The organism is Streptomyces marincola (genome assembly GCF_020410765.1).
Taxonomy (GTDB): domain Bacteria; phylum Actinomycetota; class Actinomycetes; order Streptomycetales; family Streptomycetaceae; genus Streptomyces; species Streptomyces marincola.
In genome coordinates, this window is the sequence record NZ_CP084541.1 from 1,974,010 (window position 1) to 1,993,995 (window position 19,986).

At 75.4% G+C, this 19,986-nt stretch carries 5 protein-coding genes; 3 read left to right on the top strand and 2 right to left on the bottom strand.

All coding sequences use genetic code 11. The annotated features are described in order from the left end of the window. The first annotated feature begins 276 nt into the window (after positions 1-276). The 3 genes from LC193_RS08235 (at position 277) to LC193_RS08245 (ending at position 17,867) form a co-directional block, all read left to right on the top strand. Positions 277-14,124, top strand: a complete 13,848-nt coding sequence (locus LC193_RS08235; protein WP_226072957.1) for a type I polyketide synthase — start codon at positions 277-279, stop codon at positions 14,122-14,124. After that, on the top strand, positions 14,121-17,321 hold the full coding sequence (locus tag LC193_RS08240; protein WP_450264591.1) for a type I polyketide synthase: 3,201 nt from the start codon (positions 14,121-14,123) through the stop codon (positions 17,319-17,321). The genes LC193_RS08235 and LC193_RS08240 overlap by 4 nt, the downstream gene beginning before the upstream one ends. Positions 17,322-17,426: 105 nt before the next feature. Beyond that, positions 17,427-17,867, top strand: coding sequence for a hypothetical protein (locus LC193_RS08245; RefSeq protein ID WP_226072961.1), 441 nt, complete (start codon positions 17,427-17,429; stop codon positions 17,865-17,867). Positions 17,868-17,923: 56 nt separating this feature from the next. Here LC193_RS08245 and LC193_RS08250 read toward each other — a convergent pair whose 3' ends face one another. Further along, positions 17,924-18,616: a response regulator gene (locus LC193_RS08250; protein WP_226072964.1), complete on the bottom strand. Its 693-nt coding sequence runs from the start codon at positions 18,614-18,616 to the stop codon at positions 17,924-17,926. Positions 18,617-18,698: 82 nt separating this feature from the next. Then, complete coding sequence (locus LC193_RS08255) at positions 18,699-19,964, bottom strand: sensor histidine kinase (RefSeq protein ID WP_226072966.1); 1,266 nt, start codon at positions 19,962-19,964, stop codon at positions 18,699-18,701. Positions 19,965-19,986: the final 22 nt, after the last annotated feature.

The window sequence follows — 19,986 nt, forward strand, 5'->3', positions numbered from 1 at the left end:
CACGAAGCGTTCAGCGGGCAGTGCCCGGCAGTGCCCCGCAGGAAGCCGGCCGGCGTGCGGCGACCCGCCGCCCGCGGGGCCCCGGCCGCGCGCCGCGCTCCGTCCGGCCGGGCCCGCGCCGCCGCAGGTCACGGCGCCGCACCGGCGGGGCGACCCCCCTAGGGGGCTCTACGGGTAGCTAGGGACGGGCGGCGCGACCGACGATCGTCCCTCAGGACGAACGCCGGGCGCCCCCGGCGTTTTTCGGAGCGCGCGCTGAGGGAGGCGCTCGGCACCATGACGAGTGATCTTGTTCACGGTACTGATGCCATCGCAATCACCGGCCTGTCGGTTCGCCTCCCGCAGGCGCCCGACGCAGGCTCCTTCTGGGAGCTGCTGCGTGCGGGACGCAGCGCGATCGGGGAGGTGCCACCGGAGCGCTGGCGGGCGGACGAGGTCATGCCCGACGCGCCTGAACGGCACCTGGCCGGGCTGCGATACGGCGGATTCCTCGACCGCGTCGAGGAGTTCGACGCCGAGTTCTTCGGGATATCGCCGCGCGAGGCCGTGGCGATCGACCCCCAGCAGCGGCTGTTCGCCGAGCTGGCGTGGGAGGCCCTTGAGGACGCGGGCATCGTTCCCGAGACGCTGCGCGACAGCGCGACGGGCGTCATCGTGGGCGCCATCGCCGGCGACTACGCGGCGCTCGCCCGGCGCGGCGGCGCGATCACGCAGCACTCGCTGCCCGGCCTGAACCGCGGCGTCATCGCCAACCGCGTCAGCTACGCGCTGGGCCTGCGCGGCCCGAGCCTCGCGGTGGACTCCGCGCAGTCCTCCTCCCTGGTCGCGGTGCACCTGGCCGTGGAGAGCCTGCGCAAGGGCGAGACGACCCTCGCGCTCGCGGGCGGCGTCGCGCTCAACCTCGCGCCGGAGAGCGCCGAGGTCGCCGGGCGGTTCGGCGGCCTCTCGCCCGACGGCCGCTGCTTCACGTTCGACGAGCGGGCCAACGGCTACGTGCGCGGCGAGGGCGGCGGCGTCGTCGTGCTGAAGCCGCTCGCGCACGCGGTGCGCGACGGCGACACGGTGTACGGGGTCATCCTCGGCAGCGCGGTCAACAACGACGGCGCCACAGAAGGACTCACCGTGCCGAGCGCCGAGGCGCAGGCCGCGGTGCTGCGGCGGGCGTGCGAGGACGCGGGCGTCGACCCGGCGCGGGTCGGCTACGTGGAGCTGCACGGCACGGGAACGCCGACCGGCGACCCGCTCGAAGCGGCGGGCGTGGGCGCGGCGTACGGCAGCGCGCGCCCCGCGGACTCCCCCGTCGTCGTCGGCTCGGCCAAGACGAACGTCGGGCACCTGGAGGGCGCGGCCGGCATCGTCGGGCTGATCAAGACGGCGCTGAGCATCCGGCACCGGGAGATCCCGGCCAGCCTCAACTACGCCACGCCCAACCCGCGCATCGACCCCGAGGCGCTGAACCTGCGCGTCGCCACCGAGCCGGGGCCCTGGCCCGAGGGTCCGCTGCTCGCCGGCGTGAGTTCGTTCGGCGTGGGCGGCACCAACTGCCACGTCGTCCTCGGCGAGGGCCCCGTCCGGGACGCGGACGCGGACGCGGCGGACGGGCCCGAGGCGTCCGCGCCCGAACTCCCGCTGGCCCCCTGGCCGGTGTCGGGCCGCACGGCCGCCGCGCTGCGCGCCCAGGCCGCCCGGCTCGCCGCGTGGCGGACGGAGGACACCGACCCGTTCGACACCGGCTGGTCCCTGGCCACCACGCGCACCCACTTCGCGCACCGCGCCGTCGCGCTCGGCCCCGACCACGAGGCGCAGCTGGCCGCGCTGCGGGCCGGCACCGAGGCGCCCGGGCTGATCACCGGCGTCGCCGGTGACCGCGGCAAGGTCGCCCTGGTCTTCCCCGGGCAGGGCTCGCAGTGGGAGGGCATGGCCCGCGAACTGCTGCGCACCTCACCGGTGTTCCGCGCCTCCATCGAGGCGTGCGGGGCCGCGCTCGCCCCGCATCTGGACTGGGACCTGCTCGACGTGCTCACCGGCGCGCCCGGCGCTCCCTCCCTCGACCGCGCCGACGTCGTCCAGCCCACGCTGTTCGCGGTGATGGTCTCCCTCGCGCGCGTCTGGGAGTCGCTCGGCGTGCGCCCGGACGCGGTCGTCGGCCACTCGCAGGGCGAGGTGGCCGCGGCGCACGTCGCCGGCGCCCTCGACCTCGCGGACGCCGCGCGGATCGTGGCCCTGCGCAGCCGCACGATCATGACCCTGGCCGGCACCGGGGCCATGGCATCGGTGCCGCTGCCCGCCGCCCGCGTCGCGGACCTGATCGCCCCCTTCGGCGAGGACCTGAGCATCGCGGCGATCAACGGCCCCGGCTCCACGGTCGTGTCCGGCACCCCGGAGGCCATCGCCGGGCTGCTGGCGGACTGCGAGGCGGACGGCGTGCGCGCCAAGGCCGTGCCCGCCGTGGACTTCGCCTCCCACTCGCCCCATGTGGAGGGAATCCGCGAGCGGTTGCTCGACCAGCTCGCCGGGGTGACGCCGCGGTCGTGCGACATCGCCTTCTGGTCGACGGTCACCGGCACCGCCATCGACACGGCCGGTCTCGACGCCGACTACTGGTACACCAACCTCCGCGAGCCCGTCCTGCTCGAAACGACGCTCAGGGCGATGGCCGACGCCGGCTTCGGCACGTTCGTGGAGTCGAGCCCGCACCCCGTGCTCACCCTCGGGCTGCGCGAGACGCTGCCCGACGCCCTGATCACCTCCTCCCTGCGGCGCGACGAGGCGCCGTGGCCGCTGCTGCTCGCCTCGCTGGCCCAGCTGCACGTCTCCGGCGTGCCCGTGGAGTGGCCCGCCGTCTTCCCCGGCCGGACGCCGCGCCGCGTCGCGCTGCCGACCTACGCGTTCCAGCGCGAACGCCACTGGCCCGACGCCATCGAGGAGTTCACCGCCGTCGCGCCCGTCGCCGCGCGGCAGCGTGAGGCGGCGCCGGCCGCGGCTGCCGCCGACGTCTCGTGGCGGGAGCGGATCGCCGGGCTGCCGCCCTTGGAACGCCAGCGCGAGGCGCTCGAACTGGTGCGGCTGCGCACGGCGATCGTCCTCGGCCACCTGTCCGCCGACACGGTCGATGTCGAACGGGCGTTCCGCGAGCTGGGCATGGACTCGACGATGGCGGTCCAGCTCCGCCAGACGCTGAACGAGGCCACCGGTCTCACGCTGCCCGACACCCTCGTCTTCGACCACCCGAGCCCGGCCCGGCTGGCGCGGCGGCTGTGCGAACTGGCGCTGGGCGAGGCGGCCTCGGCCCCGGCCCGCGCCTCGGCCCCCGTGGCCGCCGACGAGCCGATCGCGATCGTGGGCATGGGCTGCCGGTTCCCCGGCGGCGCGGACACGCCCGAGGAGCTGTGGCGGCTGGTCGCGGAGGGCACGGACGCGATCTCGCCGTTCCCCGAGGACCGGGGCTGGGACCTGGAGAGCCTGTACGACCCGGAGCCGGGCGTGCGCGGCAAGACCTATACGCGGCACGGCGGATTCCTCGACGACGCCGCCGAGTTCGACGCCGAGTTCTTCGGCATCAGCCCGCGCGAGGCCACGGCCATGGACCCGCAGCAGCGGGTGCTGCTCCAGATCGCGTGGGAGGCGTTCGAACGCGCCGGGATCGCGCCCGACGACCTGCGCGGCAGCGACACCGGCGTGTTCGTGGGCGCCATGTCGCAGGAGTACGGCCCCCGGCTGCACGAGGGCGACGACGGGCTCGGGGGCTACCTGCTCACCGGCAGCATCGTGAGCGTCGCCTCGGGCCGCCTCGCCTACACGTTCGGGCTCGAAGGCCCGGCGGTCACCGTGGACACGGCCTGCTCCTCCTCGCTCGTCGCGCTGCACCAGGCCGCGCAGGCGCTGCGCGCGGGCGAGTGCTCGCTCGCGCTCGCCGGCGGTGTCACCGTCATGGCGACGCCGGGCATGTTCGTGGAGTTCGGCCAGCAGCGGGGGCTTGCCGCCGACGGCCGCTGCAAGTCGTTCGCGGCCGGCGCCGACGGCACCATCTGGGCCGAGGGCGCGGGCATGGTCCTGCTTGAGCGGCTCTCCGAGGCGCAGGCCAAGGGGCGGACGATCCTGGGGGTGATCCGGGGTTCCGCGATCAACCAGGACGGTGCGAGCAACGGCCTCACCGCGCCGAACGGCCCCTCGCAGCAGCGCGTCATCCAGGCCGCGCTCGCGGGCGCGGGTCTGAGGCCCGACGAGGTGGACGCGGTCGAGGGGCACGGCACCGGCACGACGCTGGGCGACCCGATCGAGGCGCAGGCGCTGCTGGCCACCTACGGCCAGGACCGCCCGGCGGACCAGCCGCTGTGGCTCGGCTCGCTGAAGTCCAACATCGGCCACGCCCAGGCCGCCGCCGGCATCGGCGGCGTGATCAAGATGGTGCAGGCCATGCGGCACGGCACCCTGCCCAAGACCCTCCACGTCGAGGAGCCGAGCCCGCGCGTCGACTGGGAGAGCGGCAGCATCCAGCTCCTGACCGACGCCAGGCCCTGGCCCGAGACCGGCCACCCGCGCCGCGCCGCCGTCTCCTCCTTCGGCATCAGCGGCACCAACGCCCACCTCATTCTTGAGGCCGCGCCCGAGCCGGAGCCCGCGCCCGAGGCCGAGCCCGCAGGGGAGCCCGAGGCGTCGGAAGGCGTGCTGCCCCCGTGGCTGCTGTCGGGGAAGTCGGAGCAGGCGTTGCGGGACCAGGCCGCGCGCCTGCGCGACCACCTCGCCGCCCACCCCGAACTCGCGCCCGCCGACATCGCGCACGCCCTGGCCACCACCCGCACCCACTTCACCCACCGCGCCGCGCTCGTCGCCCACGACACCGACGCGCTCACCGACGCCCTCACCGCACTCGCCCAGGGCCGGCCCCACCCCGCCCTCATCCAGGGCCAGCCCCACCCCGGCGCCACCGCCTTCCTCTACACCGGCCAAGGCGCCCAACGCCCCCACATGGGCCACCAACTCCACACCACCCACCCCGTCTACCGCGACGCACTCGACGCCGCCTGCGCCGCACTCGACACCCACCTGAACACCGAACACCCGCTCAAAACCGTCATCTTCAACGACGACCCCACCCTGCTCAACCAGACCCAGTACACCCAGGCCGCCCTCTTCGCCACAGAAACCGCCCTCCACCACCTCATCACCCACCTCGGCATCACCCCCGACTACCTCACCGGCCACTCCATCGGCGAACTCACCGCCGCCCACCTCGCCGGCGTCCTCACCCTCGACGACGCGGCCCGCCTCGTCGCCGCCCGCGGCACCCTCATGCAGAACCTCCCCACCGGCGGCGCCATGGTCTCGGTGCGCGCCACCGAGGAGGAAGTGCTTCCGCTCCTCGAAGGCCACCACGACAAGGTCGCCATCGCCGCGCTGAACGGCCCGGACTCCCTGGTCGTCTCGGGTGACGAGGAGACGGTCACCGCCATCGCCGCCACGCTCGCGGAACGGGGGCGGCGCACCCGCCGGCTCACCGTCAGCCACGCGTTCCACTCCCCCCACATGGACGCGATGCTGGAGGACTTCCGCGCCGTCGCGGAAACCCTCACCTACCACACCCCCACCATCCCCATCGTCTCCAACCTCACCGGCCGCATCGCCGGCGAAGAAATCACCACCCCCGACTACTGGGTCCGCCACGTCCGCCAAGCCGTCCGCTTCCACGACGGCATCACCACCCTCCACACCCACGGCGTCCGCCACTGGATCGAACTCGGACCCGACAGCACCCTCACCACCATGACCAGGGAAACCCTGGACGACACCACAGACCACACCCTCACCCCCACCCTCCACCGCGACCGCACCGACACCCACGCCCTCCACACCGCACTCGCCACCGCCCACACCCACGGCACCCCCATCAACTGGACCACCCTCACCCCCACCCCCCGAACCACCCCCACCCTCCCCACCTACGCATTCCAGTCCCGCCGCTACTGGCTCGACGCGCCGAAACCCAGCGTCGGCGCCGGCGGCCTCGGCCTGACGCCCACCGGCCACCCCGTGCTCACCACGCTGGCGGAACTCCCGGACGGCGGCGGCCACTTGTTCACCGGGCGGGTCTCGGCCGCCGACCCGGCCTGGACGGCGGAGCACATCATCTTCGGGGCGCTGATCGTGCCGGGCGTCGCGTTCGTCGACCTCCTGCTGCACGCGGCGCGCCACGTGGAGTGCGACCACATCGACGAGCTGACCCACCACGTGTTCCTCTCCGTGCCCGAGCGCGGCGCGCTCCAACTGCGCGTCCTGGTCGAGAGCGCGGACGAGAGCGGCAGGCGGCCGGTCGCGGTGTACTCGCGGCCCGAGGACGCCCCGGCGGAGAACGAGTGGACCCTCCACGCCACGGGCGCGCTCGCCGCCGGGCAGACGCAGGCCCCCGAGACGGACGGCGTGCTCACCGACGAGGTGTGGCCGCCGGTGGCCTCCGAGGCCATCGACACGGAGGAGTTCTACCGGCGCATCACCGACGCCGGCTTCGGCTACGGGCCGCTGTTCCGCGGCATCCGCGCGGCCTGGCAGGACGGATCGACGACGTGGGCCGAGGTCGCGTTCCCCGAGGGCGCGGACCCCGGCGCGTACGGCATCCACCCCGGCCTGCTCGACTCCGCGCTCCAGCCGGCTGCGCTCGTCAAGGCCGAGGACGCGGCGGACGACTCGATCCGGGTGCCGTTCTCCTGGAGCGGGGTGTCCCTGCACGCGACGGGCGCCACGTTCCTGCGGCTGCGCCTGACCTGGCCCGCGCCCGACACCGTGTCGCTGCTCATCGCCGACCGCACGGGCGCGCCCGTGATGACGATCGGCTCGCTCGCGATGCGGGCGGTCGGCACCGACCAGCTCGCCGCCGCGCGGGCCGCTGACGCGGGCGAACTGTACGGGGTCGACTGGGCCGCCGTGCCCGCCCCCGAGGACGCCGCGCGCGAGGCCGCCGGGCAGACGTGGGCCGTGCTCGCCGGTGCCGACTCCGCGCGGGACGAACGCCTCGCCGCCGCGCTCTCGGCGTCCGGCGCCTCGGTCGAGGTGCGGCGGGAGCCCGCCGTGCTCCCGGTGGCGGCCGAGGAGGAGGCGGCGGGCGCCGACGTGCTCGTCGCCTGGCTCGCCTCCGACGAAGGCGCCGCGCCTGCGGCTGCCGCCCGCGACCTCACGCACCGCGTGCTCGGCCTGGTCCAGCGGGTGCTGGCCGCCGCGGAGGCGGAGTCCCGCCTGGTGGTCCTCACCAGCGGCGCGATGGCCGCCGGCCCGGGCGAGGCGCCCGGGGACGTGGCCGCCGCCGCGGTCTGGGGCCTGATCCGCTCCGCCCAGTCCGAACACCCCGACCGGTTCGCCCTCATCGACCTCGACGGCTCCGACGCCTCGCTGCGGGCCCTGCCCGCCGCGCTCGCCGCCTCCGCCGTCGAGCCGCAACTGGCCGTCCGCGACGGCTCGTTCCTCGCCCCGCGGCTGGCGCGCACCACCGCGCCCGAGAACGCGGATGCCGAACGGGACGGCGCCGCAGGCCCGTTCGACCCGGACCGCACCGTGCTCATCACCGGCGGCACCGGCGCGCTCGGCACGCTCCTGGCCCGCCACCTCGTGGAGCGGCACGGCGTGCGCCACCTGCTGCTGGTCAGCAGGCGCGGCAAGGACGCGGCGGGCACCATCGCCGAGGACCTGGCCGCGCTGGGCGCCGAGGCCACCGTCGCCGCCTGCGACACGGCCGACCGGGACGCGCTGGCCGCGCTGCTCGCGACCCTGCCGCCCGAGCACCCGCTCGGCGCGGTCGTGCACTGCGCGGGCACGCTCGACGACGGCGTCGTGACCGCGCTCGACACCGCGCGGCTCGACCACGTGCTGCGCCCCAAGGCGGACGCCGCCTGGCACCTGCACGAGCTGACGGCGGACGCGGACCTGAGCGCCTTCGTGCTGTTCTCCTCGGCCGTCGGCACGCTCGGCGCCCCCGGGCAGGCCAACTACGCCGCCGCCAACGCGTTCCTCGACGCGCTCGCCGCGCACCGCCGCGCCTCGGGCCAGGCCGCGACCTCGCTGGCCTGGGGCCTGTGGGAGGGCGGCGGCATGGGCGGCACCCTCGACGAGCAGGACCGGGCCCGCATGGGCCGCACCGGCCTGCTGCCGATGCCCGCAGACGCGGGGCTCGCGCACTTCGACGCCGCGCTCGGCCTCGACCCGGCCGTGCTGGTCCCGGCCAAGCTCGACCTCGCGGGCCTGCGCGCCCGCGCCGCCGCGCGCCCGGTGCCGCCGGTCTTCCGCGGCCTGGTGCGCACGCCGCCGCGCGGCGCGGCGAAGGCCGCTCGGGGCGGCGAGGACACCGGTGGGCTGCGGCACGCGCTCGCCGGCCGCCCCGAGGCCGAACAGCACCGGATCATCCTGGACTTCCTGCGCGGCCACGTGGCCACCGTGCTCGGGCACGGCTCGCCCTCGGCGATCGACCCCGCGCACTCGTTCAAGGAACTGGGCTTCGACTCGCTCAGCTCCGTCGAGCTGCGGAACACGCTGAACAAGGCGTCCGGGATGCGGCTGCCCTCCACCCTCCTGTTCGACTACCCGACGCCCGCCGTGCTCGCCGGTCACATCAGGACCGAACTCGTCGGCTCGGGGCAGGCGGGGTCCGCCGCCCCGGCCAAGGCCGCGGCCAAGGCCGCGCCCGCGCCCACCGACGCGGCCGAGCCGATCGCGATCGTGGGCATGGGCTGCCGGTTCCCCGGCGGCGCGGACACGCCCGAGGAGCTGTGGCGGCTGGTCGCGGAGGGCACGGACGCCGTGGGCGGGTTCCCCGAGAACCGGGGCTGGGACGTGGAGGGCCTGTACGACCCGGACCCCGACGCCCAGGGCAAGACCTACGCCCGCGAGGGCGGGTTCCTGTACGACGCCGACCGCTTCGACCCGGAGTTCTTCGGCATCACCCCGCGCGAGGCACTGGCGCTCGACCCGCAGCAGCGCCTGCTGCTTGAGACCACGTGGGAGACGTTCGAGAGCGCGGGCATCGACCCGGCGGCGCTGCACGGCAGTTCCACCGGCGTGTTCGCCGGCGTCGTCACCCAGGAGTACGTGTCGCTGACCCACCACGGCAGCGACCGCGTCGAGGGCTACCTGCTGACCGGCACGACGGCCAGCGTGGCCTCCGGGCGCGTGGCCTACACGTTCGGGCTCGAAGGCCCGGCGGTCACCGTGGACACGGCCTGCTCCTCCTCACTCGTCGCGCTGCACCTGGCCTGCCAGGCGATCCGCCAGGGCGAGTGCGACATGGCACTCGCGGGCGGCGCCACGGTCATGGCCAACGCCGGCATGTTCCTTGAGTTCAGCCGCCAGCGCGGCCTGGCTCCCGACGGCCGCTGCAAGTCGTTCGCCAACGCGGCCGACGGCGTCGCCTGGGCCGAGGGCGTCGGCATGGTCCTGCTCGAACGGCTGTCCGAGGCGCAGGCCAAGGGGCGGACGATCCTGGGCGTGATCCGGGGTTCCGCGATCAACCAGGACGGTGCGAGCAACGGCCTCACCGCCCCCAACGGCCCCTCGCAGCAGCGCGTCATCCGCGCCGCGCTCGCGGGCGCGGGCCTCACGCCCGACGAGGTGGACGCGGTCGAGGGGCACGGCACCGGCACCAGGCTCGGCGACCCGATCGAGGCCCAGGCCCTGCTCGCCACCTACGGGCAGGACCGCCCGGCGGACCAGCCGCTGTGGCTCGGCTCGCTGAAGTCCAACATCGGCCACGCGCAGGCCGCCGCCGGCATCGGTGGCGTGATCAAGATGGTGCAGGCCATGCGGCACGGCACCCTGCCCAAGACCCTCCACGTCGACGCGCCCAGTCCGCACATCGACTGGGAGGGCGGCAACATCCAGCTCCTGACCGACGCCAGGCCCTGGCCCGAGACCGGCCACCCGCGCCGCGCCGCCGTCTCCTCCTTCGGCATCAGCGGCACCAACGCCCACCTCATCCTCGAAGAGGCCCCGGCCCCGGCCCCCGTGGCCGCGGAGCCGGCCGCCGAGGCGGCGCCCCCGGCGACGGTCGTGCCGTGGCTGCTGTCGGGGAAGTCGGAGCAGGCGTTGCGGGACCAGGCCGCGCGCCTGCGCGACCACCTCGCCGCCCACCCCGAACTCGCGCCCGCCGACATTGCCCACGCCCTGGCCACCACCCGCACCCACTTCACCCACCGCGCCGCCCTCGTCGCCCACGACACCGACGCGCTCACCGACGCCCTCACCGCACTCGCCCAGGGCCGACCCCACCCCGCCCTCACCCAGGGCCAGCCCCACCCCGGCGCCACCGCCTTCCTCTACACCGGCCAAGGCGCCCAACGCCCCCACATGGGCCACGGTCTCCACACCACCCACCCCGTCTACCGCGACGCACTCGACGCCGCCTGCGCCGCACTCGACACCCACCTGAACACCCAACACCCCCTCAAGAGCGTCATCTTCGACGACGACCCCACCCTCCTCAACCAGACCCGGTACACGCAGGCCGCCCTGTTCGCCACCGAAACCGCCCTCCACCACCTCATCACCCACCTCGGCATCACCCCCGACTACCTCACCGGCCACTCCATCGGCGAACTCACCGCCGCCCACCTCGCCGGCGTCCTCACCCTCGACGACGCGGCCCGCCTCGTCGCCGCCCGCGGCACCCTCATGCAGAACCTCCCCACCGGCGGCGCCATGATCGCCATCGAGGCCGCGGAGGACGAGGTCGTCCCGCACCTGACGGAACGGGCCGCGATCGCCGCGATCAACGGCCCGCTCGCCCTGGTGGTCTCGGGCGACGAGGCCGAGGTGACCGCGATCGCCGAGACGTTCGCCGCGCGGGGCCGCAGGACGCGCCGGCTCACCGTCAGCCACGCGTTCCACTCCCCCCACATGGACGCGATGCTGGAGGACTTCCGCGCCGTCGCGGAAACCCTCACCTACCACGCCCCCACCATCCCCATCGTCTCCAACCTCACCGGCCGCATCGCCGGCGAAGAAATCACCACCCCCGACTACTGGGTCCGCCACGTCCGCCAAGCCGTCCGCTTCCACGACGGCATCACCACCCTCCACACCCACGGCGTCCGCCACTGGATCGAACTCGGACCCGACAGCACCCTCACCACCATGACCAGGGAAACCCTGGACGACACCACGGACCACACCCTCACCCCCACCCTCCACCGCGACCGCACCGACACCCACGCCCTCCACACCGCACTCGCCACCGCCCACACCCACGGCACCCCCATCAACTGGACCACCCTCACCCCCACCCCCCGAACCACCACAACCACCCCCACCCTCCCCACCTACGCATTCCAGCGCCGCCGCTACTGGCTCGACACCACCAGGGCCACCACCGGCAAGCGGGACAACGCGCCGCACCCGCTGCTCACCGCGGCGATCACGCTGCCGGCGGGCGAGGGCGCGGTGTTCACCGGCGAGGTCTCGTTCCGCGCCCAGCCGTGGCTGCACGACCACATCGTGCACGGAACGGCGGTGCTGCCCGGCGTCGCGTTCGTGGACCTGCTCCTGCACGCGGCCGGGTACGTGGGGTGCGACCGGATCGAGGAGTTGACGCACCACGCGTTCCTCGCCGTCCCCGAACAGGGGGCCAGGCAGCTGCGGCTCACCGTCGGCGCGGCCGACGAGTCGGCGCGGCGGCCGTTCGCCCTGTACTCCTCGCCGGAGGCCGAGGGCGCCGAGGAGGCGGCCGAGTGGACCAGGCACGCCAGCGGCTTCCTGACCGACGGCGCGCCCGCGCCCTCGTTCGACCTCACGTCCTGGCCGCCGGAGGGCGCGGAGCAGGTGGACGTCAAGGAGTTCTACCGCGGGTTCATCGAGCGCGGCTACGAATACGGGCCGCTGTTCCAGGGGTTCCAGGCCGGCTGGCGGCTCGGTGACACCATCTGGGCCGAGATCGCGCTGCCGGACGGCACCGACCCCGAGAAGTACGGCATCCACCCGGCGCTGCTCGACTCCGCGCTGCACCCGCTGATGCTGTGGTACGCGGCGGACCGCGTCCGGCTGCCGTTCTCCTGGAGCGGCGCCGCGCTGCACGCCGTCGGCCCGTCCCGGCTCCGGGTGCGCATGACGCGTTCGGAACGCGACGTGCTGTCGCTCGCGGTGGCCGACTCCACCGGCGCCCCGGTGCTGAGCATCGACGGGCTCGCCATGCGCGAGGTCGCCCCCGAGCAGCTGGCCGCGGCCCGCGCCCGGCAGAGCGACGCGCTGTTCGAGATGAACTGGGTCGCCGTGCCCGCGCCCGCCGAGGGCGGCGGCGGCCTGTGGGCCGGTGTCGGCGTGGCCGACCTGACCGGCGCGCTGCGCGCGGCCGGGGTCGAGGTGACGGACCACCCCACGCTCGCCGCCGTCGGCGCCACGCCGACGAACGGCTCGGGCCCGGTCCGCGTCGTGCTGGCCGGCACCGGCGCGCCCGGCGACGGCGACCCGGTGGCGCACGCGCACACGACGGCCGCCGAACTTCTCGGAAACGTCCAGGACTTCTTGTCCGAGGACGCCCTGGCCGACGCCCGGCTCGTGGTGCTGACCCGGGGCGCGGTGGCCACCGGCGAGGGGGACCCCGTGCCCGACCCGGCCGGCGGCCTGGCCTGGGGCCTGCTGCGCACGGCCGAGTCCGAGCACCCAGGACGTTTCGTGGTCGTCGACCTCGACGAGTCGGCCGCGTCGCTCGCCGCGCTCCCCGCCGCGCTCGCCACGGGTGAGCCGCAACTGGCGATCCGGGACGGCGCATTGCTCGCGCCGAGGCTGGCACGCGCGGCGCTGCTCGCGCCGCAGGGCGAGGAGGCCGCGGGGGCGGGGCTCGACCCCGAGGGCACCGTGCTCATCACCGGCGGCACCGGCACCCTCGGCGGCCTCGTGGCCCGCCACCTCGTCGAACGGCACGGCGTGCGCCACCTGCTGCTGGTCAGCAGGCGCGGCCCCAAGGCGGAGGGCGCGGACGAACTGGCCGACGGGCTGCGGGAGCTGGGCGCGGAGGTGACCGTCTCCGCGTGCGACACGGCGGACGCCGACGCGGTGGCCGCGCTGCTGGCCGCCGTGCCGGCCGACCACCCGCTGACGGGCGTGTTCCACACGGCAGGCGTGCTCGACGACGCGGCGCTCTCCTCGCTGACGCCGGAGCGGCTGGCCGCGGTGCTGCGGCCCAAGACCGACGCCGCCCACCACCTGCACCGGCTGACGCGGGACCTCGACCTGGCGGCGTTCGTGCTGTTCTCCTCGGTGGCCGGCCTGATCGGCAACGCCGGGCAGGCCAACTACGCGGCGGCGAACAGCTACCTCGACGCGCTCGCCGCGCACCGGCGCGGGCAGGGCCTGCCCGCCCTGTCGCTGGCCTGGGGCCTGTGGGCGCAGACCAGCGGGCTCACCGCGGGGCTCGACCCGGTGGGCCGGGCCAGGCTCGGGCGGGGCGGCATCACCGCGATGCCGACGGCGCAGGGCCTCGGGCTGCTCGACCTGGCCCTCGGCTCCTCTCGCGGGCTGCTGGTACCGGCCAGGCTCGACCTCGCGCGGCTCGGCGAGGGCGAGGCCCCGGTGCCCGCCGTTCTGCACGGACTGGTGCGCCCGCGCGCACGCCGGGCCGCGCACAACGGCGCGGGCGAGGCGGTCACGCTCCGGCAGCGGCTCGCCGGGGTCGGGGAGGCCGAGCAGCTCGACATCCTCCTCTCGTGGATCAGGGCCCAGGTCGCCGCGATCCTCGGCCTCGGCTCGCCCGACGCGATCGACGCCGAGGGCGGGTTCCTCGACATCGGCCTCGACTCGCTCACGAGCGTGGAGTTCCGCAACAACCTCAACCAGGCCACCGGGCTGCGGCTGCCGCCCACGACCCTGTTCGACTACCCGACCCCCGCCCAGCTGGCGGCCATGCTGCGGGTCGAACTGGCCCCCGAGGAGGCGCCGGCCGCCGGGCTCCCGCCGGCCCTCGTCGCCGAGCTCGACCGGCTGGAGGCCAGCCTGCCGACCGTCGTGCCCGACGTCCGCACCGCGCTCGCCGCGCGCGTCCAGGCGTTCCTGCACAAGCTGGACGCGGCGGACCCGCAGGGCCCCGGCATGCGGATCGACGCCGCGACGGACGACGAGATCTTCGACTTCATCGACAACGAGCTCGGGCTCTCCTGACTCGGCCACGACACAAGGAGGGACATCGCATCGTGAACGAGGACAAGCTCCGCGACTACCTGAAGCGGGTGACCGCCGACCTGCAAAGGACCCGGCAGCGGCTGGCCGAGGCCGAGTCGCGCGCCGCGGAACCGATCGCCGTCGTCGGCATGGCCTGCCGCTTCCCCGGCGGCGTGACCACGCCCGACGGGCTGTGGGAGCTGGTGGCGCGGGAACGCGACGCGGTGGGGGCGTTCCCCGACAACCGCGGCTGGGACGTGGAGGCCCTGTACGACCCCGACCCGAACGCCCCTGGCAGGACCTACGCCCGCGAGGGCGGGTTCCTGTACGACGCCGACCGCTTCGACCCGGAGTTCTTCGGCATCAGCCCCCGCGAGGCGCTCGCGCTCGACCCGCAGCAGCGCCTGCTGCTTGAGACGGCCTGGGAGAGCCTGGAGAGCGCCGGGCTCTCCCCCGCGGAGCTGCGCGGCAGCCGCACCGGGGTGTTCAGCGGCGTCTCCGGGCACGAGTACGCCTCGCTCACGCACCGGGGGCCCGACGACGTCGAGGGCTACCTGCTGACCGGCAACACCCTGAGCGTCGCCTCGGGGCGCATCTCCTACACGCTCGGCTTCGAGGGCCCGGCGGTCAGCGTGGACACCGCGTGCTCCTCCTCGCTCGTCGCCGTGCACCTGGCCTGCCAGTCCCTGCGTTCCGGCGAGTCCACCATGGCGCTCGCCGGCGGCGCGGCGGTGATGGCGACCCCGGGCATGTTCCTTGAGTTCAGCCGCCAGCGCGGGCTGGCCGCGGACGGCCGCTGCAAGTCGTTCGCGGCCGGCGCCGACGGCACCATCTGGGCCGAGGGCGCGGGCATGATCGTGCTGGAACGCCTGTCCGACGCCCGCGCGAACGGGCACCCCGTGCTGGCCGTCATCCGCGGCTCGGCCGTCAACCAGGACGGCAAGAGCAGCCGGCTCAGCGCGCCGAACGGCCCCTCGCAGCAGCGCGTCATCCAGGCCGCGCTGGCCGGGGCGGGCCTGACGCCCGACCAGGTCGACGCGGTCGAGGGGCACGGCACCGGCACCTCGCTCGGCGACCCGATCGAGGCCCAGGCGCTGCTCGCCACCTACGGGCAGGGCCGCCCGGCCGACCAGCCGCTGTGGCTCGGCTCCTTGAAGTCCAACATCGGCCACGCCCAGGCCGCCGCCGGTATCGGCGGCATGATCAAGATGATCCAGGCCATCAGGCACGGCGCGCTGCCCAAGACCCTGCACGTGGACGAGCCGAGCCCGCACGTCGACTGGAGCGCGGGCAACATCCAGCTCCTCACCCGCCCCCAGCCCTGGCCCGACACCGACCACCCGCGCCGCGCCGCCGTCTCCTCCTTCGGCATCAGCGGCACCAACGCGCACGTCATCATCGAGCAGGCCCCGGCCCTCCCGGCCGGCGAGCCCGACGGGCCCGGCGGGCCCAGCGAGGTTCCCGCCGACGCGCCCGCGCACCACGGCCCCCTGCCGTGGGTGCTGTCGTCCAGGACCGAGGACGGCCTGGCCGACCAGGCGCGGCGCCTGCTCGACCACGTCACGGAACACCCCGACCTGCACCCCGCCGACATCGCCTACTCGCTGGCGGCGACCCGCACCGTGTTCGAGCACCACGCGGCGGCGGTCGGCGGCACCCGCGAGGAACTGCTCGCCGGCCTGGCCGCGATCGCCGAGCAGCCCTCGGGCGTCACGCTGCACCCGCAGCGGGCCGCGGGGGCGGTCGCCTTCCTGTTCACCGGCCAGGGCGCCCAGCACCTGGGCATGGGCAGCGGGCTGTACGCCACGTACCCGACGTTCCGTGCCGCGTTCGACGAGGCGTGCGCGGCCCTCGACGCCCACCTCGGGGCGGAACTCCCGCTCAAGGAGGTCGTGTTCGGCGCCGATCCGGCGCTGCTGAACCAGACCCGCTGGACCCAGCCGGGGCTCTTCGCCCTCCAGACCGCCCTGACCCGGCTCCTCGCCGACGACTTCGGGGTCACCCCGACGCACGTCATCGGCCACTCCATCGGGGAGATCGCCGCCGCGCACGCCGCCGGCGTGTTCGGCCTCGACGACGCGGCCCGCCTCGTCGCCGCGCGCGGCGCCCTCATGCAGGCGCTGCCGTCCGGCGGCGCGATGATCGCCGTGGAGGCGGCCGAGGAGGAGGTCGCGCCGCACCTCACGGAACGGGCGGGCCTCGCCGCCGTCAACGGGCAACGCGCCGTCGTCCTCTCGGGCGACGAGGCCGAGGTCACCGCCATCGCCGCGGCGTTCGCCGAGCGGGGCCGGCGCACCCGCCGCCTCACCGTCAGCCACGCGTTCCACTCCGCCCACATGGACCCCATGCTGGAGGAGTTCCGCGCCGTCGCCGCGACCCTCACCTACCGGCCGCCCGCCATCCCCGTCGTCTCCACCCTGACCGGCCGGGCCGCCGGCGAGGACATCACCACCCCGGCCTACTGGACCCGCCACGCCCGCGAGACCACGCGGTTCCACGACGGCCTGGTCACGCTGAACGGGCTGGGCGTCACCACGCACGTCGAGATCGGGCCCGACGCCGTGCTCACCGCGCTCGCCCACGAGGCGCTGCCGCACGCCAACGCCGTTCCCCTGCTGCGGCGCGGCCACGACGAACCGGCCGGGCTCGTGCGCGGCGTCGCGCGCGCACACGCGTGCGGCGTCGCGGTCGACTGGGAGAAGCTGTGCGCCGGGCGCGGCACCCGCGCCGTCGACCTGCCCACCTACGCGTTCCAGCGCCGCCGCTACTGGCTCGACGCCCCGGCCCCCGCGGGCACGCCCGCCGGGCTCGGCCTCGAACCGGCCACGCACCCGCTGCTGGCCACGGCGACGGAACTCCCCGACGGCGGCTACCTGTTCACCGGCCGCGTGACGCTGGCCACCCACGCGTGGCTCAACGACCACACCGTGCTCGGCACCGTCATCCTGCCGGGCACCGCGTTCGTCGAACTCGCCCTGCACGCCGCGCACACGGTCGGGCTCGACGAGATCAGCGAACTCGTGCTGAACGCGCCCGTGACCTTCGGCACCCAGGGCGCCGCGCTCCTCCAGGTCGTCGTCGGGCCCGATGACCCGGTCACCGGCCGCGCCCTGACCATCAGGTCGCGCTCGGAGACCGACCACTCCTGGACGAACAACGCCACCGGCACCCTCGGCGCCCCCGTTCCGGTCGGCTGACCCGCGCGCGCCCCGGGCCGGGCCGCTCCCCTCGCGAGGGGGGCTGCCCGGCGCCGGTGCGGCGGCGTTGACCTCAGGTCTACTTGAACTCCTAGGCTCCGCACCATGGTTCCGAACGACGCGCTCGCCTCCCCCGCCGACGAAACCGGCGCCACGCCCGCCGCCGCGCCCCGCGTCCTGCTCGTGGGCGTCGACCCGGCCCTGGTCGACTTCCGGACCCTGCCGGGGCTGACCGCCGCCGGAGTGCGGGGCGCCCGCTCGGAGATCGACGCGGAGCTGTCGGCTCTCGGCCTCACCGTCGAGCGGTGCGTCCTCGACCTCGGCGCCACCGCGGAGGCCACGTTGCGCCGTGCCCTGGGGAACGGCGACTTCGCGTGCGTGGTCATCGGCGCGGGAGTCCGGGTGGTGCCGGAGAACCTGCCGCTGTTCGAACGCGTCGTCAACACCGTCCACCGGCTCGCCCCCGACGCGGCCATCGCTTTCAACACCGACCCGGCCGACACGGCCGACGCCGTCCGCCGCGCCCTGGCCGCCCCCCGTCCCTGAACCCCGCACCGCGCGAACACCCCGCGCCCCGGGCGAGGCGCGCGCGGCGCGGCCGGTCAGGAGGACGGGCCGACCAGGCCCGTCTCGTAGGCGAGGATCACCAGGTGCACCCGGTCCCGCGCGTCGAGCTTGGCGAGCAGGCGGGTCAGGTAGGTCTTGGCGGTGGCGACGCTGATGTGGAGCCGCTCCGCGATCTCGGTGTTGGACAGGCCCTTGCCGACCAGGACGAGCACTTCGCGCTCCCGGTCGGTGATGCGGTCGAGTTCGGCGCGCCGCGCCGGCGTGCCCTCGGGGCGCGCGGCGAACTCCTTGATCAGCCGGCGGGTGACGCTCGGCGCGATCAGGGCGTCGCCCGCGGCGACCGTGCGGACCGCGGCGAGGATGTCCTCCAGCGCCATGTCCTTGACGAGGAACCCCGACGCGCCCGCCCGCAGCGCCCCGAGGACGTAATCGTCGTCGTCGAAGGTCGTCAGCACCACGACGTGCGCCGGGGTGGACCCCGCGGTGATGAGCCGGGTGGCCTCGATGCCGTCCATGCCCGGCATGCGGATGTCCATCACGACCACGTCGGGGGCGAGTTCACCGGCCAGCCGGACGGCCTCGGCACCGCTCGACGCCTCGCCGACCACCTCGACGTCCTCGGCGTCGGTGATGACCATCCGCAACGCGGCCCGCACCAGGGGCTGGTCGTCGGCGAGCAGCACTCGCGCACATCGGGCTCCCGGGTCCCGGGCAGGCGTCGCGGTCATGGGCACAGCGTAGGCCCCCGGTACCCGGGGGCCGCGCCCCGCCTGAGAGGGCCGGACTCCCCCTCGGGTGCGCGCCGGATCGTCAACCGGCCCCCTCCCGCCGTTCCGTCGCGCCGTCCGCCGCCGGCACGGGCAGCCGGGCGGTCACGAGGAATCCGCCGCCGGGGCGGGGCCCGGCGGTCATGTGGCCGCCCAGCAGGGCGGCCCGTTCCCGCATGCCGAGCAGGCCGAACCCGGAGGGGTCTGCGCGCCCGGGGCGCGCGCCGCTCCCGCGGTCCGCGACCTCGATGGCCAGGACGTCGTCGCCGTGGTCGACCCGCACCCGGCAGGGCGCCCCGCCCGCGTGCCTGACGACGTTGGTGACGGCTTCCTGCACGATGCGGAACGCCGCGAGGTCGACGTCGGCGGGCAGCGGGCGGCGCCGGCCGCGCCACTCGACCCGCACCGGGACGCCCGCCGCCGTGGTGCTCGCGGCGAGCCGCTCCAGGTCCGCGAGGCCCGCGCCCGGCCGCGGGGAGTCCCCCTGCCAGGGCCGGCCGCCCTCCCGCCCCGCCTCCCGCTCCCGGTCCGCCTCCCGCAGCGCCCCCAGCGTCCGCCGCAGCCCGGCCAGCGTCTCGCGCCCCACGCGTTCCACCGTGGACAGCGCCTCGCGGGCCCGCTCCGGCTGCGTCTCGATGACCCGGGCCGCGGCACCGGCCTGGAGGGCGATGATGCCGATGCTGTGCGCGACCGTGTCGTGCATCTCCCGCGCGATGCGCAACCGCTCCGCCGTGGCTGCCTGGGCCACGGTCCTGGCGTGCAGTTCCGCGGTGTGGGCGCGGGTCTGGCGCAGCGAGTCGCCGACCAGCCAGGCGGTGACGACCGTCAGCGCCATGAACGGCTCGGAAGCGGTGCCCGATTCGGTGTCCGCGAGCCACCGCAGCGCGGGGTAGGCGGCGAGCACGCCGAGCGTCACGGCGACGGCGCCGACCGCGGCGCGGCGCGGCCTGACGGCCGCGAGCTGGCACAGGGCGACGTCCACCCCGAGCAGTTGCGGGGGCGGGATCTCGTCCTGCCGCCAGGCGACGGTCGTGAGGACCGTGCCGAGCAGCACCAGGGCCCAGCCCGGCACGGGCCTGCGGCGCGCCGCCACGCAGCCCGCCAGCACCAGCGCGAACGCGAGGGCGAGCAGCAGCCGGGCGGCCAACGGGTCGAGGCCGTCCCTCGGGTAGCTGAGGGAGTAGGCGTACTGCCGGGGCAGCACGACGTACTCGATGATGGGGTACACGGCCGCCGCGAACCACGCCAGCGCCGTCCACAGGCCGGGGGGTATGCGCCGGGCCGACGGCGACAGCGGTGAGGTGTGCACCCCGCGATCGTAGGCGCGCGTG